Origin of the sequence: Pantoea dispersa (assembly GCF_014155765.1) — a bacterium.
Classification (GTDB): Bacteria; Pseudomonadota; Gammaproteobacteria; order Enterobacterales; family Enterobacteriaceae; genus Pantoea; species Pantoea dispersa.
In genome coordinates this window covers 1-22850 of the sequence record NZ_SCKT01000011.1, presented here as the reverse complement: position 1 = coordinate 22850, position 22850 = coordinate 1, and the positions used below count along the sequence as shown (strand labels likewise).

The 22850-nt window shown below is 60.4% G+C and carries 17 protein-coding genes; 4 read left to right on the top strand and 13 right to left on the bottom strand.

The genetic code is table 11. From position 1 onward, the window contains the following. Positions 1–35: 35 nt before the first annotated feature. The 12 genes from recD to rppH all read right to left on the bottom strand — a co-directional run bounded on the left by recD (position 36) and on the right by rppH (position 18358). Positions 36–1883, bottom strand: coding sequence for an exodeoxyribonuclease V subunit alpha (gene recD, locus H7K56_RS21270; RefSeq protein ID WP_150361112.1), 1848 nt, complete (start codon positions 1881–1883; stop codon positions 36–38). Then, positions 1880–5419: an exodeoxyribonuclease V subunit beta gene (gene recB / locus H7K56_RS21265; protein ID WP_150361111.1), complete on the bottom strand. Its 3540-nt coding sequence runs from the start codon at positions 5417–5419 to the stop codon at positions 1880–1882. The genes recD and recB overlap by 4 nt, the downstream gene beginning before the upstream one ends. Beyond that, positions 5416–8313: a pitrilysin gene (gene ptrA / locus H7K56_RS21260; RefSeq protein ID WP_150361110.1), complete on the bottom strand. Its 2898-nt coding sequence runs from the start codon at positions 8311–8313 to the stop codon at positions 5416–5418. Before ptrA ends, recB begins: the two co-directional genes overlap by 4 nt. A 107-nt stretch (positions 8314–8420) precedes the next feature. Next, a complete protein-coding gene (gene recC / locus H7K56_RS21255) occupies positions 8421–11801 on the bottom strand; it encodes an exodeoxyribonuclease V subunit gamma (protein WP_127834502.1) in 3381 nt (1126 codons plus the stop codon). Positions 11802–11862: 61 nt separating this feature from the next. Then, the gene (locus H7K56_RS21250; protein ID WP_249042734.1) at positions 11863–12153 is read right to left on the bottom strand and encodes a prepilin-type N-terminal cleavage/methylation domain-containing protein; all 291 of its coding nucleotides are present in this window, start codon (positions 12151–12153) and stop codon (positions 11863–11865) included. Between the two features lies 1 nt (position 12154). Beyond that, the gene (locus H7K56_RS21245; protein WP_125309778.1) at positions 12155–12583 is read right to left on the bottom strand and encodes a DUF2509 family protein; all 429 of its coding nucleotides are present in this window, start codon (positions 12581–12583) and stop codon (positions 12155–12157) included. Further along, positions 12580–13119 (bottom strand): prepilin peptidase-dependent protein, encoded by a 540-nt coding sequence (locus H7K56_RS21240; protein WP_150361108.1) that lies wholly within the window; start codon positions 13117–13119, stop codon positions 12580–12582. The genes H7K56_RS21245 and H7K56_RS21240 overlap by 4 nt, the downstream gene beginning before the upstream one ends. Then, positions 13110–13580 (bottom strand): prepilin-type N-terminal cleavage/methylation domain-containing protein, encoded by a 471-nt coding sequence (locus H7K56_RS21235; RefSeq protein WP_150361107.1) that lies wholly within the window; start codon positions 13578–13580, stop codon positions 13110–13112. Before H7K56_RS21235 ends, H7K56_RS21240 begins: the two co-directional genes overlap by 10 nt. 203 nt (positions 13581–13783) lie before the next feature. After that, positions 13784–14578, bottom strand: coding sequence for a thymidylate synthase (gene thyA / locus H7K56_RS21230; RefSeq protein ID WP_104188425.1), 795 nt, complete (start codon positions 14576–14578; stop codon positions 13784–13786). Continuing rightward, positions 14575–15456 carry a prolipoprotein diacylglyceryl transferase gene (lgt, locus tag H7K56_RS21225; protein WP_058780285.1) on the bottom strand — a complete coding sequence of 294 codons (882 nt, stop codon included), beginning with the start codon at positions 15454–15456 and terminating at the stop codon, positions 14575–14577. Before lgt ends, thyA begins: the two co-directional genes overlap by 4 nt. 112 nt (positions 15457–15568) lie before the next feature. Continuing rightward, on the bottom strand, positions 15569–17815 hold the full coding sequence (gene ptsP / locus H7K56_RS21220; protein WP_058757064.1) for a phosphoenolpyruvate--protein phosphotransferase: 2247 nt from the start codon (positions 17813–17815) through the stop codon (positions 15569–15571). 12 nt (positions 17816–17827) lie between these two features. Then, entirely contained in the window at positions 17828–18358 is a 531-nt protein-coding gene (rppH, locus tag H7K56_RS21215) for an RNA pyrophosphohydrolase (RefSeq protein WP_031279497.1), read from the bottom strand. A gap of 684 nt (positions 18359–19042) precedes the next feature. On the opposite strand from rppH, the gene mutH reads away from it, so the two are divergent. The 4 genes from mutH (at position 19043) to H7K56_RS21195 (ending at position 22056) form a co-directional block, all read left to right on the top strand. Beyond that, positions 19043–19729: a DNA mismatch repair endonuclease MutH gene (mutH, locus tag H7K56_RS21210; RefSeq protein ID WP_150361106.1), complete on the top strand. Its 687-nt coding sequence runs from the start codon at positions 19043–19045 to the stop codon at positions 19727–19729. Positions 19730–19826: 97 nt separating this feature from the next. Next, positions 19827–20537: a TerC family protein gene (locus tag H7K56_RS21205; protein WP_021506699.1), complete on the top strand. Its 711-nt coding sequence runs from the start codon at positions 19827–19829 to the stop codon at positions 20535–20537. A gap of 116 nt (positions 20538–20653) precedes the next feature. Continuing rightward, entirely contained in the window at positions 20654–20872 is a 219-nt protein-coding gene (locus H7K56_RS21200) for a YgdI/YgdR family lipoprotein (protein ID WP_021506698.1), read from the top strand. A 143-nt stretch (positions 20873–21015) separates the two neighbouring features. Continuing rightward, positions 21016–22056 carry an NADP(H)-dependent aldo-keto reductase gene (locus H7K56_RS21195; protein ID WP_021506697.1) on the top strand — a complete coding sequence of 347 codons (1041 nt, stop codon included), beginning with the start codon at positions 21016–21018 and terminating at the stop codon, positions 22054–22056. 79 nt (positions 22057–22135) lie between these two features. On the opposite strand, the gene H7K56_RS21190 is transcribed toward H7K56_RS21195, so the two are convergent. Next, positions 22136–22850: integrase core domain-containing protein (locus H7K56_RS21190; RefSeq protein WP_182689053.1), on the bottom strand; the 715-nt coding region annotated here is incomplete at its 5' end.

Below are 22850 nucleotides of genomic sequence, written 5' to 3'. Positions count from 1 at the left end.
CGCGCCGCTGAGGGTAAGTCCCCGCGGCGGCGCAATCATCTGCCCTCTTCTCCCCCTAAGCGATCCAGCAACCCGCTGCGCCGCTGCGTGCGCAACTGCACCGCGCGCCGGAACACCGCTTCATCACTGAACAGCGTCAGCTGGCTGCGCGCCCGGGTAATAGCGGTGTAAATCAGCTCGCGCGTCAGTACCGGCAGGAACTGAGCCGGCATCACCAGCGCGGTGTGGTCAAACTCCGAACCCTGTGATTTGTGCACCGTCATCGCCCATGCCGTGTCATGGGCCGGCAGGCGACTTGGCTGTACCGCTTTGATGCTGCCATCAGGCAGCGGGAAAAACACCTTGTGCAGCCCTTCCTCATCGAACAGTGTAATGCCGATGTCACCATTGAACAGGCCGAGCGCGCTGTCGTTACGCGTCACCATCACCGGACGTCCCTGATACCAGCGGCTGCCCCCTGCCGGACGACGAATCAGCTGCAGCTGCATCAGCTTGTGCTCAATACGCTGATTGAGTCCCTGCACGCCAAATGGCCCTTCGCGCAGCGCGCACAGCAGCTGATAACGGCCAAACGCAGCAATCACCTCGGCTGGTGCGGCACGCTGGTTAATCAGCTGGAGAAATGGCCGATAGCCTTCGGCAATCTGCGTCAGCATCGCCTGATACGCTTCGGCATCGTTGAGCGGCTGGCGCACGATATCACTGAAGCCCGCCTGAAAGGCGGCCTCGACCGCCTGCGCTTCGCCGGCGTTGACCGCCGCAGCCAGCTGACCGATGCCGGAGTGCGCCGCGAAACGGTAGCTTTTGCGCAGCAGGCAGATGGCATCGCGCACCGCCGGGGCCACCGCATCATCGGTGCCGGCAACCTCGCAGCCGGTCAGCGTGGTGAGCTGCAGCGCGCGCACCGGACTGTAGCCCGCCTCAGCACAGCGGCAGATATCCCCGAGTACCGCACCGGCTTCAACCGAGGCCAGCTGGTCGCGATCGCCGAGAAAAATCACCCGCGCGTGAGCGGGCAGCGCGGCGATCAGGTTTGCCATCATGCCAAGATCGACCATCGAGGCTTCATCGACCACCAGCACGTCGAGATGCAGCGGATTACCGGCGTGGTAGCGCAGGCGCTGCGTCTCCGGCTGAGCGCCGAGTAAACGGTGCAGCGTGGTGGCTTCTGCCGGAAAACGCTGGCGCTCCGCATCGCTGACGTCGAGACTGCGCAGCGCCTTACCCAGCGACTCGGTGAGCCGCGCCGCCGCCTTGCCGGTAGGCGCGGCCAGCTGAATGCGCAGGGTTCCCTCACTGAGGCGAATCAGCGCCGCCAGCAGCTTCGCCACCGTGGTGGTTTTGCCGGTGCCGGGCCCGCCGGAGATCACCGCAGTTTTTTGCGTCAGCGCCACCGCCGCCGCAATTTTCTGCCAGTCCTCAGGCTGGCTGCCGAAAAAGGTATCCAGCACGAGGCGCACCTGTTCGGGCGCAAACAGCTGCGGCGCCGCCTGTGGCTGGAAGAAACGCGCCACTTCCCCTTCGTGATGCCAGAGCCGGTGCAGATAGAGCCGGTTATCACGCAACACCACCGGCGCCGGGCGATCGCTGGCGCTGAGCGCCTGCCAGTCCGCCAGCAGCGTCGGCCAGTCCTGCGGCTCGCCGGCGGCCTGCCAGATGGCGTGCGCCAGCTCCGGATGACGACCGCTAAAGAGTCCTTCACGGGTAAGCTGCGACAGCGGCAGGCAGACGTGACCGTCACCGGCTTCCGCGCTGAGACAGGCAGCCGCCAGCAGATGCGCGGGCCGATCGTCGTCGGCCAGCAGCCGGGCAAACTGAATATCCAGCGCCCGCAGCAGGCGCAGTTCTGCCGCCTGTGCCAATAGCGTACTCATGCTACTCATGCTGCTGCTCCCGGCCCGCGAAACAGGCTATCCAGTTGTGAAACGAAATCTGATGTTGGTCGGGTATGGAACACCCCGTTATCCGGCGAGCTGCCATCCATGCCGCGTAAAAACAGATAGAATACGCCGCCAAAATGCTGTTCATAATCGTAATCCGTCAGGCGGTGCTGCAAATAGCGATGCAGCGCCAGCGTATACAGCTGATATTGCAAATCGTAACGGTGGTCGATCATCGCCTGCGCCATCGCCTGCGGTGTGTATGCCTGATGGCTCTCGCCCAGCCAGTTAGATTTGTAATCCAGCAGATAGTATTTGCCCTGCCAGCGAAATACCAGGTCGATGAAGCCTTTCAGCATGCCCTGCACCTGACGGAAGTCGAGCGGCGGCGCCTGACGCGACAGCGGATCCTGCCGCATTAACGCGTCCAGCGCCGGTGCCGTCAGCAGTCCGTCAATCGGCAGATAGAACTCCATCTCGATCAGGCGATTGCCCGGTGTGATGTCGCTCAGCCGGATCCCTTCAGTGTTGAGCGGCGTGTTCACCACGCGGGTAATCCACTCGCTCAGCATCGGCTGCCAGTGCAGCGGATAGCCGCTCTGCTGCAACTGCTGTTCCAGCTGCGGCGCTGACGGCGGCTGGGTGAAGTCGAGCGATTCAAACAGCGTATGCAGGAAAGTCCCGGGCGCTGCGCCACGCGGGAAATGGTGCGGCGTCAGCGCGGCTTCCAGCACTTCCGCCTCGCGATCTTCCCCGAGCGCTTCCGCATCGAAGCCCGGCATCACATCCAGCAGACGGTGACTGCCGTGCTGCTGCAACCCGGAGTAGCTGGTGACACGCCACGGATCGGCCAGCGCGCGCGTGACGCTGCGCGCATCCAGCTCATCGTCAACCTCGTCCAGCGCCTGCCAGCGTTCATGGCCCTGCGACTGCGCCAGCACCACTTCGGTTCCGGTCACGCTGATGTCGTGCAGTAAACTCGCCAGCTGTTCTGCGGTGGCCGGCTCGCCGCGCTGCAGCAGGAAACCCAGCGCGCTTTTATGTAAATCGCTCTCGCCCTCTTTCTTGCGCGTGCCGCGAAACAGCGGTGCCACGCCGACGCTGCAGTGATACACCGAACGCGTCAGCGCCACGTACAGCAGGCGTAAATCCTCTGCCAGCCGCTCCTGCTCCGCCAGCGCCAGACTTTGCTCATCATTCTGCAAATCCAGCACCGCGTTGTAATGCTCGCGGTCGTGATAGAGAGCGATATCGGCCTCGCGGAAACCGGCGGCAAACGGCAGCCACACCAGCGGATACTGTAACCCCTTGGATTTATGGATAGTGACAATCTGCACCAGGTGGCGGTCGCTCTCCAGCCGCAGCTGCTGGCTGGCCGACTGGCTGTCCGGTCGGGCGATTTGCTGCGCCAGATAACGCACCAGCGCGTGCGGACTGTCGAGCTGGGCCGCCGCCTCCTGCAGCAGTTCGCCGAGGTGCAGCAGATCGGTCAGGCGACGCTCGCCATTCTCTGAGGCCAGCAGGTTTTCTGCCAGCTGGCGCTCCAGCATCAGCTGACGCAGCATCGGCAGTACGCCACGCTGGTGCCATAATTGCTGCCAGCGGGCAAAGGTATCCACCAGCGCATCCCAGCCGCGTGCATCCTGATCCAGCGCGTCCAGCTGCGCGGCATCAAAGGCAAACAGCGACGTGGCCAGCGCGGTGCGCAGCATCCGCTCCTGCTCGGGCGCGAGGATCGCCTGCAGCAGCCACAGCAGTTCTCGCGCCTCGGGCGTGGTATACACGCTGTCGCGGTTGGAGAGATACACCGAAGGGATGCCGAGCTGATTGAGCGCGGCGCGAATCAGGTTGGCTTCGTTCCGGCTGCGCACCAGTACGGTAATGTCCGAGGCCTGCACCGGCCGCTGGTCGGGCGTTTTGCCCAGCAGCGCGCGCTGTTGCTGACCCGCCTGCAGCCAGCGGCTGATATCGGCGGCGCACTGCTGCGCCATCAGCTGCTGGTATTCGCTGACGCTGCAGCCTGCGCCCGGCTGTAGCCAGAAGCGCAGCGCGGCCTGTTCCTCGCCGTCGATACTCAGCGACAAACGCTGATTGGGCGGCGCGGCATTGACCGGCAGAAACGGGATGTCCGCAAACAGAAACGGTGCGGGCTGGCGCATAAACAGCTGATTGACGCTCTCCACCATCGCCGGTGACGAGCGCCAGTTGGTATCCAGCGTGTAGTGCGCGTGAACTTCACTGCGCGCGCGGATATAGGTAAAGATGTCCGCACCGCGGAAGGCGTAGATAGCCTGTTTCGGGTCGCCAATCAGCAGCAGCGCATGCTGCGGCTGCTGTAAATAGAGCGTGCGGAAAATACGGTACTGCAGCGGGTCGGTATCCTGGAATTCGTCAATCAGCGCCACCGGAAAGCGCTGGCGAATCGCCTGCGCCAGCTGCTCGCCGCCGGGCTGTTGCAGCGCCTCGTCCAGCCGGCTCAGCAGATCGTCAAACCCCAGCAGCGCCTGCAGGCGTTTCTCTTTACGCACCGCGTGACGCACCTCCACCAGCGCGCGTGCAATCACCAAATCGCGCAGCGACAGCGGCTGCGCCAGGAACGTATCAATGGCAGCAAACAACGGGTGCTGCGGTGGCGCGCCCTTTTTAGTTTTTTCATTGAGCACCTGCTGACCGAAACGCGCCAGCTCGGCGGGGATCTGGTAATCCGCGGTCTCGCTCTGCGCCCAGGCGCTGACTTTGCTGACCCACAGCGGCAGGTTTTTGCTGCTGTAGCTGCGCTTATCGACATCAGACTGCCCGACCAGCGTCAGCACCTCTTCGCCCAGCGCCCGCCACTGCGCTTTCATTTCGGCAATACGCGCCAGGTTGCTGCTGTGGCGCGATGTCAGGGTTTCACTGTCGTGCGGCGCCAGACGCAGGCTGGGCGACTCGCCCTGCAGCCACGGGCGCAGCGTCGACAACAGCTGTTCCGGCCCGCTCCATTCCGAAACGATGACGCGCGCAATATCCAGCGTCAGCGGATAGCAGTGGCGCCGCCAGAAATCCGCCGTCGCCTGACGCAACAGCTGCTGTTCATCTTCAATCAGCTGCTGCTCGAACAGCATACCGGACTCAAACGCGTTGAGATTGAGCATGCGCTGGCAGAAGCCGTGAATGGTGAAGATCGCCGCCTCGTCCATCTGACGTTCCGCTGCCAGCAGCAGCGAGGCCGCCTCAGCGGGCTGGGCAATGTCGGCCAGCAGCTGCATCAGCATCGGATTTGCGCTGATGCCGCGCAGACAGGCCAGCCGCAGCTCATGAATATTTTCCCGGATACGGCCGCGCAGTTCGGCGGTGGCGGCTTCGGTAAAGGTCACCACCAGAATCTCTTCCACCGACAGCGGACGCGCATAAGCATTCGGTCCGCCAAGTCCCAGCAGCAAACGCAGGTAGAGCAGACCAATGGTAAAGGTCTTACCGGTGCCAGCGGAGGCCTCAATCAGACGCTCACCCTGCAGCGGCAGCGTCAGGGGATTGAGCGATTCAGGGCGCTGACTCATGGCGCATCACTCTTCACGGAGAGCGACTGCTGCAGCCGGGCGACTTCATCCCAGGTGGTAAAGCCCGGCAGCGGCGCGTAATCCGCATCGTGGGTGCCATCGTGACTGCCGCCAATCTGCGAGATCATCGCCATGCCCTGCTGCGCCAGCACGGCCTGATGGAAAAAGTCAGCCAGGCTGGCCGGTGTCAGCTGCTGAATTTGCGCAATGGCTTTTTCGCGCGTATCAAACGCGAAGTTCTGGCGATTGAAATCACGGCTGTAGCGGTTGGCCTCTTCATCCAGCGTTTGCGGACGCTGTTTCAGATCGTTGATCAGTGCCTGCTGATACTGGGCGAAATCCTCCGCTTTCATGCTGCGCAGACGCTGTTCCGCCTGCGGATAGAACGCCTGGAAACGCTGCAGCAGATAAGCGGGCGGTTTACTGTTGCTTTGCAGCAGGAAGCCAATGCCCCACTGGCGACCAATCGGCATCTGATAGGCGAACACCGCATAGCCCAGCTGCTCCTCGGTGCGCAGCTGATTGTAGAACCACGGCTGCACAATCTGGCTCAGCATGGTGCTGTTAGCCATACTTAGATACTCGCTGTAGCCGAGCGGCACATACAGCGTCGCCAGCGCTGAGTCGGTGCTGCTGCCGGTTTTCTGCAGGTTGGCTTTGATCGGCTTATCCACCACCACATAATTGCTGTGCCAGTAACCGTGCCCCGTGCTGTGCAGCTGCTGTTTAAGCTCTTCGCCCAGCTGCCTGACGCGATCGGCCGACAGGTTGCCGACCACCATCATTTCCGGCGTGGCGTGCTGGATCAGCGCATCGCGGTAATCCATCACCTCCTGCAGCGTGATCTGTTTCACCAGCTGGCGTCGCGCCTCACGCTGGGTATAAGGCAGCTGGGACAGCATTTGCATCGGCTGAATCGCCTGTTCAAACGCTTTGCCCTTTTCCGCTGCTTCCAGCCGATCCAGATACCAGGATTTCGCCTGCTCCAGCTGCTGCGCATCCGGCTGGAAGCTGGCGTAGCCTTCAACCAGCTTTTTCAGCAGCTCCGGCAGGCGCTGGGTGAAGCCGCTGGCATTGAATACCAGCCCGTCGTCCTCACCGGTAGAGAAGCTGATGCCGCCCACCGAAGCCTGCGAATTCAGCTCATCCAGCGCCAGGCTGGAGAGGTAGTCGTTGAGACCAAACAACACCTGCTGGCGCGCATCGCTGATCGCGGATTTGTTACGCAGCGCGAGCGTAATAGCGGCCTTCGGCTCGCTGGCGTAGAACTGGCTCGGCATCCAGTAGATGCGCATGCTATCGCCACTGGTCAGCGCCACCGGATGATCGTAATGCTTACCGTCAGACGGGATGAGGGCGAAGTCCGACGGAATGTAGGGATTCAGGGTCGGCAGCGACAGCGGAATCTGCTGCGCCTGCTGCTGCCAGTCGCTAAACTGCGCGGCGCTGATTTTATCCACCTGATAAGGCGCATTCACAAAGTAAGCCTGTTTGTTGTGCGGCTCAGCGGGACTAATGTACCAGATGCGGGCGTTCTGCGGCGTCATCTCAGCCAGACGGGCGCTGATCGCGGCCGCATCATAGCGGTCGGCCAGATAAGGCGCATCCAGCGTGTGCGTCACCGGCACGCGCAGCATGGTATCCACCAGCCACTCAATGTAATCCATATCGCGGGTAATTGATGGATAGCGGAAATCCAGCGCCAGCACGTGCGCAACTTCATCGAAATAGCGCTTGTCGATGCCTTGTTTGCGCAGCATATCAAGGTAGCTGAATACTGCAGCCACCACGCGATCGCGCTGCGCCAGACCTTTGTCGGTCAGCGAAACCGAGATGGCAAACACGCCGCTGTTGCGCTCGGTCATCGGATCCGCGCCGGCATTGACGCCATCCGCCAGTCCCTGCTGCTGCAACCAGTCGTTCAGGGTATTTTTGCTGCGGTTGCCCAGCAGATAGCTGATTAAGGTGTCGGTTTTGCTGCGGAACTGGTCGCTGTCGTTGGCGATGCGAAACTCAATTTTCAGCTGCTTGCGCGGCTGTGCTGGCACATAATGAATGATGATGCCTTTCTGCGCATCGGTGACCACCGGCACGGTAATGTCCGGCACGCTGGCCTGATGATTGGCCACGCGACCAAAGGTCTGTGCAGCGATCGTCGCCATCTCCGGCAACGGTTTGTTACTGTAAATCACCGCTTTCATCAGATTCGCCGAGTAGTGGCGGTGATAGAAATCGAGCAGCGCCTGATGCAGGTTGCTGTCGGGTTTGTCACTCAGAGTATCAAGGTTACCGCCCGAATAACGCGAACCGGGGTGCGCCGGATTGAGGGTTTCCGCGCCAACCTGCGCCATACGCAGCCCATCGCGCGAGCGTGCCATCGTCAGCTCAGCGTTAACCGCATGCCGCTCGCGGTCCGCATTGGTTGGGTCGAGCAGGGGTTGCGCAATTGCATCCGCCAGACGATCCACCGCCGGTTGCAGCGCATCGTTTTCGACTTCCAGATAAAACGCGGTGCGGTACGAGGCTGTGCTGGCATTGTGGCTGCCACCGTGCTTCTTGAGAAACTCCGCCAGGTTATCCGGCTGCGGATAATTTTTTGATCCCATCAGCACCATGTGTTCCAGATAGTGTGCCAGGCCCAGCTGACTGTCGGGATCGTCCAGAGAACCGATCGGTAACGTCAGCGCTGCCAGCGATTTCGGCGCGGCAGCATCTGACACCAGCAGCACTGTCATGCCGTTGCTCAGGGTAATGGCCTGATAACTGCGCGGATCGTGATCGCTCTTGCGGATGGTTTCATCAATCGGCTGCCAGCCACGCCCGTCGTCGGCAAAGGCATTCAGCGCCAGCATGCTCAGCAGCAGCGCTCCTATCCAGCGTGCGTAAATCCGCATTTCAACCCCTTAACGTTACCCTTATCCGCCGGCGTTGCGCCGGTCGGGATACTCAAACACTTTCTTATAAGACGGTGGCTGCCAAGGTACAGGCCGCACTTCCGTTGCTATTCATCATCCTGATGCGCGAGGCGCACCGGCAAATACCACTGACGCGCCGCAGCGATGATCTGCTGCTGCGTCGGCTCGTCCAGCGTGCGGCACAGGCGCTGCAGATAGGGATCGCTGCCCTCGCCTTCAACCTGATAGCCGCCCTGCCACGCCTGCAACAGCTTGTTGAGCGCCTTTTTCTGCGTAGCGTCATCTTCCTGAAGCTGGCCGGATTTGCTGTCAAAGCTGGCGTCCAGCCAGGCGCCGCCGGATTTATTCAGCAGCAGCAGCGGCTGCGCCAGCCCCGCCTCACAGGCGGCCACATATTCAGCCAGCTGCGCCTGCGCCTGGGCGGGAGCCACCGCCGCGAAGCGCCAGCGGCTCTGTTTGCGCCCGTACATGCGGCTGGTGCCGTTGCCGCCCAGCGCACAATACACCAGATGTTCCAGCCACAGCAGCAGGCCATCGTTGATGTTGAGCACGCCCGGACGCCAGCGTAGCAGCCCATCAGCTTGCACCTGAGTCAGCCAGCCGGTCAACTGCGTTGCGCCCAGCGTCAGGTTGACTTCCCAGCTCTCTGCCGGCAGCCGCTGCGCGCTCACTTCCGCCGCCACCTCCTGCATCTCTTCGGTCTGGCTTTGCCAGAAAAGTTCCCCGAAGGCGCCGTAAGGCAGATTACCGGCGGCGCGATGGTGCGCATACAGCTGGGCCGGATCGTCACCGTTGACCAGCGTATTGAGCAGTTCAGCGTTGATCTGATAGCGCTCCAGGCTGTCCGGTGCGAACGGTTCGCTGTCCGGCAGCTCGCTCTCCTCCATCCAGAAAGCCACGCCGAGGCGCTGCTGGAACCACGCCCGCACCGGATGACGCCAGAAGCGCAGCAGCTGCTCCAGCGACAGCGTGGTCAGCGGCTGAACCGGCAGCGGCTGGACAAACCCGGGCTGCGCCACGCCGCTGCCGGTCGCCGCCGGCAACCATTCTGCGGCGAAGCTCTGCATGTGGCTTCCCGGCTGGAAGTTTTCCGCCGCAAACGGCATGCGGCTATGCAGGCGTTGCAAATGTGCCCGCACCCGCTGCTCACTGACGTCCGGCTCACAGGCTTCATCGCCCGGCAGACAGAAACTTTGCGCCAGATAATCCACCAGTTCAGTCACCAGCACCGAGGGATAGCGCTCGGTGTTGTCCTGAATCGCCCGGCCAATGAAGCTGATGTACAGCTGCTGCTGCGCCGAGATCAGCGCTTCAAGGAACAGATAGCGGTCATCATCACGCCGGCTGCGATCGCCTTTCCGCGTCTGCTGCTGCATCAGGTCAAAACCGAGCGGCGCCAGGGTGCGCGGATACACGCCGTCGTTCATGCCCAGCAGGCACACCACTTTAAACGGGATGGAGCGCATCGGCATCAGCGTACAGAAGTTGATTGGCCCGGCCAGGAAGCGCTGGCTGATGCGCTGCTGATCGAGGCGCGAACGCAGCTCATCGCGCAGCAGCGTGACCGGAATCGGCTGCTGATAAGCGGCCTGCATCCCCTGCTCAATGATCTCCTGCCACTGCGTTTCGACCAGCAGCAGCGCCGCCTCGCTGTCGGCATCGCCGCTGAAGAAGCTGTCGATCAGCTCACGGCATAGCGGCAGCCACTCGGCCAGGGTGCGCGTCTGCGCAAGGCGCGTGCGCCAGCTGTCGAGCCGCGCCAGCAGCTCGGCTAGATGACCCGCCAGCTCGGCGATCAGGCCGCTGGATTCGTCATACGGCAGAATGCCCTGCCAGTCACCGTTGCGGCTTTCCAGCGCGTAGCCCAGCAGCATACGCTGCAGGCCGAAGCGCCAGGTGTGCTGGCCGGTGACCGGCAGCGCCAGCGCTTCCACGCTGGCGTCATCCAGTCCCCAGCGGATGCCGGATTCCATCACCCAGCGGCGCAGCAGGCGCAGGCCGCTCTCCTCGACGGAGAAACGCTGTGCCAGCGCCGGCACCTCCAGCAGCGCCAGCACCTCTTCTGAGGCAAAGCGACTGTCCGGCAGTGCCAGCAGGCTGAGCAGCGCGAGGATGGCCGGATGCGCCTGACTGGCGCGCCGGTCAGAAATGGCGAACGGCAGATAGCGCTCAGGCGGCGCACTGGCAAAAGCCGCCTGAATAAAAGGCGCGTAGCTGTCGATGTCTGCCACCATGACGATGATATCGCGCGGCTTCAGCTCCGGATCGGCTTCCATCAGCGCCAGCAGGTGATCCTGCAGCACTTCCACTTCACGCTGGGCGCTGTGACACACCTGCAGCGTGATGGAACGATCATGCGGATCGAGCCGGCGCTTGTCCATGCTGTCTGCCAGCTCGCCAGCGCTGAGCCCAATCACCGCGCGATCGTCAAGATTGAGCAGATCAGCCTGCAGGCAGTGCAGCAGATTATCCGGTGACATCTCCACAAACGCATCGATGTCGTTGGCGGCTGACTCCATCTGGCTCAGCAGAAACAGGTTGTCGCGGCCCAGCTTACCCCACGAGGCCAGCAGTGGATTGGTCAGCTGCTGCTCGCCCAGTTCGTTAAACAGCGCTGGCGCGGCATCCGGATCGCGGAACAGCGGCTGCGTCTCCTGCGAATGCAGGCGCAGCCGCTGGCGGCTCTGCAGCTTCGCGAGGAAGGCGTAATCCTGAATGTCGCCCCAGTAGTGACGACAGGGATTGGTAAACAGCAGGTGAATATCAATGTGGCGGCCCAGCGCTTCCAGCGCCTGCAGATAAACCGGCGGCAGCGCAGAGATACCGCAGATGAAGACGCGCTGCGGCAGCCCCGGCGGCGGCGTTGACGCCTGCTCCAGCGCCTGGATAAACCGTGCATAGAGGTTGGCACGGTGCCACATCGGCTGACCGAGGCTGCGCGTGAATTCGACCAGATCGCGCCACAGCGCCGCCTGCCACTGCTGAGCATCGCTCAGCCCGTCCACCTGTTCGCCGCGCTCCCAGCGGTTCAGCCAGTCGGAGCGGTAGACCAGATACTGGTCGAACAGATCCGCCACACGCGCGCTGAGCTGGTAGAGTTTGCGCTGATCGTCGTCGTCATGCAGATAGCTGCGCAGCGGCTGAAACGCCTCCTGCTCCAGCAGCACCGGCAGCCGGTGCATCAGCTTCCAGCTCATGCTGGCTTTGGTGAAAGCGCTCTCTTCCGGGATATCCGGCAGCACTTTAACGAACATGCTCCAGATAAAGCTGGCGGGCAGCGGAAAATCAATGTTGGCGGCAATGTTGAAGCGGTTAGCCAGCTCCATCTGCAGCCACTGCGCCATGCCCGGGCTCTGTACCAGCACCTGCTCAGCCGCGAGCGGATCGGCCAGCGGCTGGAGTTTTATCAGCTCTACCGCTAAGTCTTTCAATAAATCTAACCGATTGGAGTGGTAAACCCGGAACATAAAACTCCTTAAAGAAGGGAAAGCGCAGCCCGGTCACTCTACCCTTAATCGTCTGGCCTGCCTACCCGCCGGCATCACCTTCGCGGCAATTGAGCCGCGCCAGCGACGCCGTGCGCTGATGGGGTCCGGTGACGGTAACGCGATCCAGCACGCAGCCGCCAGGTAAACTCTGCGGCTGGTGCACAATGTGCCAGCCGGCAATATCACGCCCGAGCAGCGCCTGCCCGGCCACCTGCCACGCCTGGCGCTGCTGCCACTGCTGGCTAAATCCCAGCGCCAGTGCGCGATGATACTGCAGCAGCGTGCTGATGGTCATCGCCAGCAGCAGCAACGCGACCAGCGTTTCCGCCAGGCTAAAACCCTGCTGTCGCCTCTGGCAGCTGACACTGCTCCGCCTTTGCCAGCGGGCAGTAGTCGATCCAGCCATGCGGCTGTGGCTGCAGCTGGCCGTTGCGCAGCGACACCCACTGATAGAGCACGAGCGCACGTCCGGTGCCGCGCGCCGATAATAAGCCATGATTCTCCTCCTGCCGCAGCAGACAGCTTTGCCACGCGTCGGCCAGAGCGGTCTGACATTGCCAGCCCGCGGCCTGCGGCCAGTTTTGCTGTCGGCCCCACGTTAAAGCGGCCTGCGCCTGCCAGAAATCCTGCTGATGCTGCTGCTCGTCGGCGACCAGCGCCATGCCCTGCGCCAGCTGCGTGCGCGCGGCGTGCAGCGTGAGCCCGCCCATCAGCAGTAACATCACCACCATGCCTAGCGTGCTGTTGCCGCGCTGCTTCACAGATTCAGCCCCTCCGCTATCATCGTCAGCTCTGCCTGCTGGCGGCCCGCCGTGGCGGCCAGCTGCAACAGCAGCCGCGTGCCCTGGCGCTCAACCCGGAAGGTGCTGAGGGTGAGGAATGCCGGATCGGTGATGCGCTCCCAGCCGTTGCTGTTGCACTCGTCCACTCCGCGCTGCATCTCCAGCTGTCCGTTGCGCAGACGATAGCCGTAATAATCGCTTTCACTGTGACCGACACCTTCCCAGCGTCCGTTACTGTTTTCGTCCCAGCGCAGCAGTACACAGCTGCCGCTGCTCATCAGCGTGAGCGCCGCACCGGCGCACTGACCGTGACAGTAACCGGCACGGCGCAGCGCTTTGGCCAGCGAGCCGGCAATCTGCTGCAGCTCCTGTTGCAGCTGGACCCGCTGCTGCAGGCGCAGGTTCTGCTCCAGCAGCAGCGGCAGAAAGCGGCCGACGCTGACCATCAGCACTGCGCCAATCGCCATGGCGATCAGCATCTCCAGCAGACTGAAGCCCCCCTGCGCTATTCGCATCCCTTCTCTCCTGGCTGGCAGACCCGGATGCGCGCCCGGGCGGAGAGGATGACGCGCCAGCGGCCAGCTGCGCTCTCCAGTTCGATACTGCCGGGCCGGGCCACATCGCGTCGGCCGTAAAAGCCCGGCTCGCCGACCAGCGCGGTGATGCGCACTTCGCGATAAGGCGGCCGAAACAGCCAGCGCGACGGCAACTGACACCCTTCTGCGGGCTGCGGCCCGGTGCCGAGGCAGCCGTTTTCGCCCGGCTGCAGCCACAGGCTGAGGTCGCGGTTGTGCCAGCTGGCGTGCGCACGCAGCCGCAGCAAAAAGCTCTGCAACTGCAGTACGCTCTCACGCAGTTGCTGATACTGCTGCCAGCGCTGCCAGCCCTGTAAGGCTGCGATGCTGAGGATGCCGGCAATCACCATAACCAGCAGCAGTTCCGGCAGCGTAAAGCCGGCGTTTTGGGTTCTGTTCATAACCGGCACTCTGCGCCTGCCGGATGAAAAGCAACAGCGGCAAACAGAGAAGATGGAAAGCGTGCCGCAGGAAAGTTATGCCCGGTGCAGACAACACCCTTTTTTTGCGCGTCGGATTCAGAAAATCCCCGCAGAAGCGGACGGGGCCAGGCAAAAAAAAAAGCCCTGCACGATGGCAGGGCCTGATGCTGAAGAGCGGCAGATTACACGGCAACCGGCGCTTTGATCGCCGGATGCGGATCGTAGCCTTCGATCTCAAAATCATCGAACTGGTAATCAAAAATCGACGCGGGCTTACGCTTAATCACCAGTTTCGGCAGCGGTCGCGTTTCACGCGTCAGCTGCAGTCGCGCCTGTTCGAGATGGTTACTGTACAGGTGCGTATCGCCGCCGGTCCAGACGAAATCGCCCACCTCAAGATCGCACTGCTGTGCCACCATATGCACCAGCAGCGCATAGCTGGCGATATTGAACGGCAGGCCGAGGAAGATATCGCACGAACGCTGGTACAGCTGGCACGACAGCTTGCCATTCGCCACGTAGAACTGGAAAAACGCGTGGCACGGCGCCAGCGCCATCTGATCCAGCTCACCGACATTCCATGCCGAAACGATAATGCGGCGCGAATCCGGATCGCGTTTCAGCTGCTCAATCACCTTGCTGATTTGATCGATCTCTTCGCCGGAAGCATTGCCCCAGCTGCGCCACTGCTTGCCGTAGACCGGTCCCAGATCGCCGTTTTCATCCGCCCATTCGTCCCAGATGGTGACCTTGTTCTCTTTCAGGTAGCCGATGTTGGTGTCGCCTTTTAGGAACCACAGCAGCTCATGAATGATTGAGCGCAGATGCACCTTCTTGGTGGTGACCAGCGGAAAACCGTCCTGCAAATTGAAACGCATCTGGTGGCCAAAGATGGAGAGCGTGCCGGTACCGGTACGGTCGGCCTTTTCTGCGCCTTCATTCAGCACATGTTGCATCAAATCCAGATACTGTTTCATTTTACCTCACGCGTTTGTTGCTGCGGGCGACGACGATACGCCCAGACCATCATAATCACTCCGGCCAGAATCATCGGGATCGACAGAATCTGGCCCATACTGATACCGCCTTCGAACAGGCCAAGCTGGGCATCCGGCTGGCGGAAAAACTCCACGATAATGCGGAATGCGCCGTAGCCAATCAGGAACAGGCCGGAGACGCTGCCCATCGGGCGCGGCTTGCGAATAAACAGGTTGAGAATGATAAACAGCACGATGCCTTCCAGGCACAGCTCGTACAGCTGTGACGGATGGCGCGGCAGCACGCCGTACGTGTTCAGCAGTTCCTGATATTGCGGGTTATTGGCCGCCAGCGCGAGGTCTTCGCTGCGCGAACCCGGGAACAGCATGGCGAATTTAAACTCAGGCGCCACGCGGCCCCACAGTTCGCCGTTGATGAAGTTGCCGAGACGGCCAGCACCGAGGCCAAACGGGATCAGCGGCGCAATGAAATCAGAGACCTGGAAGAAGGTGCGTTTGGTACGGCGGGCGAAGATCAGCATCACCACGATCACCCCAATCAGACCACCGTGGAATGACATGCCCCCGTCCCACACTTTGAACAGATAGAGTGGGTTGTCGAGGAACAGCGGCAGGTTATAGAACAGCACGTAGCCGATGCGGCCGCCGAGGAACACGCCGAGGAAGCCCGCGTACAGCAGGTTTTCAACTTCTTCTTTTTTCCAGCCGCTACCGGGTTTGTTGGCGCGGCGCACTGCCAGCCACATAGCAAACACAAAGCCTACCAGATACATCAGGCCGTACCAGTGCAGCGAAACCGGTCCGATGGAGAAGATCACCGGATCGAATTGGGGAAATGAAATGTAGCCGTTAGTCATCTTTCACCATGTTTTTTCTGCCCGCAAAAGGGCGTGGCTAAAGGGCCATACAATAAAAGGCTGCGCATCATAGCACAGCCGCTTTTCACAATTTCCGCAGAAATGTAAACAGTTAACGTCCGCCGCGAATCAATCCGCCCAGGCCGCGCCGCTCCATGAAGGCCGACACCAGATGGCGCACTTCCGTTGCGGTGTGCGCCATCACGCCCTGCTGACTCAGTTTCTGCGCCTCTTCATAATCGAGGTGGCGCAGCAGGTATTTGACGCGCGGAATGTTCTTGCCGTTCATGCTGAGATGGTGATAACCCAGACCCACCAGCAGCGCGACGCACATCGGATCGCCCGCCATTTCACCACACAGGCATAGCTCCAGTTTGGCCTGGCGGGCTTCACTGGCGATGGTTTGCAACGCCCGCAGCATCGCCGGATGCAGCGAATCATAAAGGTTGGCAACGCGGGTATTGTTGCGATCGACCGCCAGCAGATACTGGGTAAGATCGTTGGTGCCGACGGAGATAAAGTCCACGCGTTGCGCCAGATGCGGGATCAGGAACAGCATCGACGGCACTTCAATCATCACGCCAATACGCGGTTTTGGAATGGCATAACCGAGCATCTCTTCCACTTCGCGACCGGCGCGATCGATCAGGCGCCGCGCCTCTTCGATCTCGTCAATATGACTGATCATCGGCAGCAGAATGCTCAGGTTGCCCGAAGCGACGTTGGCGCGCAGCATGGCGCGCACCTGCACCAGGAAGATCTCCGGCTGGTCGAGCGTCAGACGAATGCCACGCCAGCCGAGACAGGGGTTCTCTTCACTAATCGGCATGTAAGGCAGCTGTTTGTCAGCGCCGACATCCAGCGTACGCAGCGTCACCGGTTTGTCGTAAAACAGTTGCAGCATGCCCTGATATTGCGCCACCTGCTCCTCTTCCGACGGGAAGCCGCTTTGCAGCATGAACGGAATTTCGGTGCGATACAGGCCGATGCCGTCAACCCAGTTGTCGAGCGCCTGTTCGTGTTCCGGGCTGAGACCGGCGTTGAGCATTACCTGCACGCGCTCGCCGCTTTTCAGCTCGCCGGGCTGCTCCACCACGTCTTCGGCCATTTTGCTCAGCGCGTTCTCTTCGCTGATCAGCCGCTGATACTCCTGCACCAGCACCGGCTCTGGATCGATCAGCACTTCGCCGCGATAGCCGTCCACGATCAGCAGCCGCTTGTTGAGCTGCGACGGCAGGATATCCGCGCCCATCACGGTTGGAATACCCATGGCGCGCGTGAGGATCGCCGCGTGCGAGTTGGCTGCGCCATCGCGCACCACTACGCCCGCCAGCCGCTCCTGCGGCAGCTCCGCCAGCGTGGTGGCGGTGAGTTCATCGGCCACCAGCACAAAGCGTTCCGGCCAGGCATTGGTGCCCACCAGCGTGTCGTCAAGGTGGAACAGCAGGCGCTGGCCGAGCACGCGCAAATCCCCGGCGCGCTCGCGTAAATAGTGATCCTGCAGGCTGGCAAACTGTGCGGCAAACTTCTCGATCACCGTTTTAACCGCCCACTCGGCTACCGATCCGCGCTCGATCTCGGCAAACAGATCTTTTTTCAGTCGCGCATCGGTGAGCAGGTGCGAGTAGAGATCGAAGATCGCCGCGCTCTCTTTCTGCACGCTGGCCGCGAAACGCTTGCTGAAGCGGCGAAACTCGTTGCCCGCCTCGCCCATGGCGACAATCAGGCGCTCGCGTTCACGCTGTGGATCGAGCGTAGAGGCGGCGGACACCTGGTCGAGCAGCGGCTGCGTTTCATCAACCCAGCCAGGTGCAACGGCGACGCCCGGCGCGGCGGCAATCGCTTTGACGCGCGTCTGGCGGAACTGACCGAACAGCTGGCCAAGCTGCGACTGCGACAGCAGCGCGGCCATCTGCGTGGCCAGCGTAACCAGAAATGACTCTTCGCTTTCGTCGAACTGACGATGCTCTCGCTGTTGCACCACCAGCACGCCGAGCAGTTGACGCCGGCTGATGATTGGCACACCCAGAAACGAGCGGTAGCGCTCTTCTTTGACGGAGGGAATGTATTTGAAGCTGGGATGACTTTGCGCATCGGCGAGGTTGATCGGTTCGGCCAGGCGGCCCACCAGACCGACGATACCTTCGTCGAACGCCAGCGTAACCGTGCGGCCGCGCGGCTTTTTCAGGCCGCGCGTTGCCATCAGGTAGTAGCAACGCCGATCGTGATCGGCGAGGTAAACCGAGCAGACCTCGGTCTCCATCGCCAGGCATATTTCGTTGACCAGAATGTCGAGTGCTTCATTCAGACGCGGTGCACTCGCCACTTTTTCTACAATTTCGCGCAACTGAGTGAGCATAAAGGGCGTGGCCTATCCTCTTTTACGTCGATGGGCGGCGTTGTTATTGCGCTGCCCCGCACTCTCCTGCATAGACATCACCACGCCAGCGAATTCCTTCATGACGCGGCGATACACATCGCGCTTGAAAGAGACAACCTGACGTACCGGATACCAGAAGCTGACCCAGCGCCAGCCATCGAACTCCGGCGTGCTGCTGTGTTGCACATTGATATCCGCGTCACTACACATCAACTGCAGAAGAAACCACTTTTGTTTCTGGCCGATACACACCGGCTTTGTGTCCCAACGCACCAAACGTTTTGGCAACTTGTAACGTAACCAGTTACGGGTTGAAGCAAGTATTCGAACATCTTTGCGGTGTAAACCCACTTCTTCGAACAGTTCGCGATACATCGCCTGTTCAGCGGTTTCACCCGGATTGATGCCTCCCTGAGGAAACTGCCAGGAGTGCTGTCCAAAGCGCCTGGCCCATAACACTTGTCCTTGCCTGTTACAGATTACGATACCAACATTCGGGCGGTAGCCATCATCATCGATCACTGGACTACCTCAAAGCTAAATTTGAATAGCCTGATTGTTTCATACTCCTTACAGGCGGTAAACCACTGGATATCCGCGCCGCTGACCGGATAACAATGGGATAACTCACAGATAATAGCCATGTTATAAACAGACAGGGGCATTTAACGGCGATCTTATTCACCTTTTCTGTGGATAGCTTTGTGCAGAACACGGGAATGAGTTGAATAACCGCTTCGGAAAATTCTCATGCACGGCGGGGAGAATAGCACTAAAATACCCATTTATCATAGCGATAGCCAATTAACCCGTTCAGATACACAGCGTGAAAGCCGGTTATTCTTCCCCACGCGGTTACCGCTGCTCAAAGATCCATCACCGTTGATTTTATCCACAGAGAATGTCCTAAACCTGGGCAGAGAATGGAAAAAAAGCGCGCAGTTCGGCAAAGTCAAGGCTGTAAATGGAAACAGGGGTGGGCAAAACGTGGGGTTATCCCACTTTTCTGTGGATAACTGGGTTTAAGATCCTGTTCATTGTCGATAACAAACCGGGATAACCGCCTCTTACACTGGTGAGCGCCAGGTCAATCGCGCTAAAAAAGCATGCTGAATCATGCTATTATCACGTTTACATTGTCCGGCACGGTGTGGACAACACGTGCTGACCTTTACTGACCATATTTTGACCAATGCGAGTTTTATCATGAATTGCCCTGCCGCCTTGCCTGCTGCGCCCCGTAACGAAGCCGAACTGCTCCAGCGTGCCCAACAGCTGGCTGGTCAGAGCTTTGCCGCGCTGGCCGCGCAGCTTGGCCTGCCGATGCCTGCCGATTTACGCCGTGACAAAGGCTGGGTTGGCATGCTGCTGGAGCTGCTGCTTGGCGCCAGTGCCGGCAGTAAAGCCGAGCAGGATTTTGCGCATCTGGGTATTGAACTCAAAACCATTCCGGTCGACGAGCTGGGTAAGCCGCTGGAAACCACCTTTGTCTGCGTGGCACCGCTCACCGGCAACAGCGGCGTTACCTGGCAAACCAGCCACGTGCGCCACAAGCTGGCGCGGGTACTGTGGATCCCGGTGGAGGGCGATCGCGCCATTCCACTGGCCGAGCGCCGCGTGGGTTCGCCGCTGCTGTGGCAGCCGAATGCGCAGGAAGAGCAGCAGTTACGTGAGGACTGGGAAGAGCTGATGGACATGATCGTGCTCGGCCAGGTGGAGCGCATCAGCGCCCGCCACGGTGCGTGGCTGCAAATCCGGCCGAAAGCGGCCAACAGCAAAGCGCTGACCGAAGCCATCGGCGAACACGGCGAGCCGATCATGACGCTGCCGCGCGGTTTTTATCTCAAGAAGAGCTTTACCGGACCGCTGCTGGCGCGGCATTTTCTGCTGTAATTCCCGGTACAACCTCGCCCTTGCAGGATCGCTTTAGGCAGCGCCGCCTGCGCCGTGTATAATTCCCGTTTACTTTTCGTTTAGGAATGAAGGATTCATGTTTGACTGGATTGCTGATCCCAACGCCTGGCTGGCGCTGGGAACATTAACCATTCTGGAAGTGGTGCTGGGTATCGATAACATTATTTTCCTGTCTCTGGTGGTCGCGAAACTGCCGCAGCACCAGCAAAACCGGGCGCGCCGGCTGGGTCTGATGGGGGCGATGTTGATGCGCCTCGGGCTGCTGGCCTCCATCGCCTGGGTGGTGAGACTGACGCAGCCGTTGTTTTCCATCATGGACCACGCCTTCTCCGCGCGCGATCTGATTCTGCTGTTCGGCGGCCTGTTCCTGCTGTGGAAGTCGAGCATGGAGATCCATGAAACCATCGAAGGCGGCGAAGAGGAGCACAAAACCAATGTGCACTCTTTCTTCGGCGCCATCGTGCAGATCATGCTGCTCGACATCATCTTCAGCCTGGATTCAGTGATCACTGCCGTCGGTCTGTCCGATCACCTGTTCATTATGATGGCGGCGGTGGTCATCGCAGTGCTGATGATGATGGTGGCCGCGCGCGCGATTGGTGAGTTTGTTGAGCGGCATCCGTCGGTCAAAATGCTGGCGCTGGCGTTTCTAATTCTGGTCGGCTTTACCCTGATCCTCGAGAGTTTTGGTATGCATGTACCAAAAGGTTACATTTATTTTGCGATGTTCTTCTCCATGGCGGTAGAGTGTCTGAACCTGATGCGCAGCAGGAAAAACAAAGCGTAACCTGTCAAGGGCGAGCGCATCTCGCCCTGTTATTTTAGGAATGATGCGATTACTCCAGCTGGCAAAAGCATTTATTACTACACTTTTGCTGTTGAAGTGGCTTGAGGGAGCTGAGAATGAAAGGGTTGGTAAGTGCAGTGGGCCTGCTGCTGGCGGCGCTGGCATTAAGCGGTTGCAGCAGTGATTACGTTATGGCCACCAAAGATGGCCGCATGATTATGACCGAAGGTAAGCCGTCGATTGATAAAGAAACCGGTCTGGTGCAGTACACCGATGAACAGGGCCATGTTATGCAAATTAATGGTGACGAGGTTTCCACCATCATTGAGCGTTAAGTGCCAAATTGCCTCGCCTGTACGCGTTTTCCCCCTGTGCAGGCGATTTCCCGAACTTTCCCCCCTTCCTTCTGCGCCACTTCACAGGCTATAGTCCCAGAGAACACAACATTCCGTTTCATAATGAAAAAAGGAAGCCGGCAATGCATTATCACCGTATCCCCCATAGCACGCTGGAAGTCAGTCAGCTGGGGTTAGGCACGATGACGTTTGGTGAGCAGAATAGCGAAGCCGACGCCCACCAGCAGCTTGATTACGCCGTTAGCCAGGGTATTAACCTGATTGATACCGCCGAGATGTATCCGGTGCCACCGCGTCCGGAAACGCAGGGCCTGACCGAAAAATACATTGGCAGCTGGCTGCAAAAGCGCGGCAGCCGCGACAAAATCATTCTGGCGAGTAAAGTCGCCGGTCCGGTGCGCGGCAGCGATGCGCTGATTCGCCCCAACCAGGCGCTGGATCGCAAGAACATCCGCGAAGCGCTGGACGCCAGCCTGAAGCGCCTCAATACCGATTACCTCGACCTCTACCAGCTGCACTGGCCGCAGCGCCAGACCAACTACTTTGGCAAGCTCGGTTATCAGTACAGTGATAACACCGCCACCGTTACGCTGCTGGAGACGCTGGAAGCGCTGACCGAACAGGTGCGCGCGGGCAAGATCCGTTACATTGGCGTCTCGAACGAAACGGCCTGGGGCGTGATGCGCTACCTGCAACTGGCGGAGAAGCACGAGCTGCCGCGTATCGTCACCATTCAGAATCCGTACAGCCTGCTGAACCGCAGTTTTGAAGTGGGTCTGGCGGAGATTAGCCAGCATGAGGGCGTGGAACTGCTGGCTTATTCCAGCCTGGCCTTTGGTACGCTGAGCGGCAAATACCTCAACGGGGCGAAACCGGCCGGTGCACGCAATACGCTGTTCAGCCGCTTTACCCGTTACAGCGGCGAGCAGTCACAGCAGGCGATTGCTGCCTACGTGGCACTGGCGAAACAGCACAACCTGGATCCGTCACAGATGGCGCTGGCCTATGTGCGGCAGCAGCCGTTTGTGGCCAGCACCCTGCTCGGTGCCACCACCATGGAACAGCTGAAGGTTAACGTGGAGAGTTTCAATCTGACGCTGAGCGGCGAGGTGTTAGAGGCGCTGGAAGCGATTCACCGTCAGTACACGTATCCGGCACCGTAATCTCCCTGGTGCGCGTTAAGGTACGACCGGGCACATGGGTAACAGATCAGACCGGGCACACAGGTAACACTTTTTGTGGTCATTCGATCCGGATAATACGCTTTTCTGCCCGGTCATAATACGCAAGGATGAGCCTGTCGAAGAGGATGACGTCAATGCCGTCGTCCACTTCCAGGAACCGCACGTACTCGCCCCGTAACGCCGCGCTCAGGAAGGTCCGCCCGTTCAGCCTCAGGTCGCCTTTTTCACCGACTTTGTACAGCTTCGCCCCCTCCGGATAACCCACCTCCGGCACTTTTCCGTTCCATTTCCGCGGTGAAGGCGTCCATATTTTTGCGGGCGGCTGCTGCCCGTGTGCCTCATGCGGCTTTTCCTGATTGAACTCGTTCCGCCATCCGCTGCACCATGCCTGCTGCTCCGGCAGCGAGCCAAAGACGTCGTGATGGCTCATGGCGACCTTCAGCGACCGGTGCATCCGCTCGTGGCGGGCGTTCTGCCCCGGACAGCCCGGCGCGGTTCTTTCCGGCTGTATCCCCTGTTTTATCAGCCACACGCTCAGCTGCGTCAGCGCGAGGATGCCCGGCGCAACGAAGGGCGAGCCGTTGTCGGTGCGGATAACGTCGGGCAGCCCGCCTTCCAGGAAGGCCTTTTCCATGCAGCCGCGCACGAACACCGTGGTCTCCGACGTGCCCGGCTCGCAGGACAGCAGGTAGCGGCTGTGGTTATCGGTGAGCGTGAAGGGGCGGCACCAGCTGCCGTCTTTCAGGCGGAAGCGCCCTTTAAAATCAGCGCTC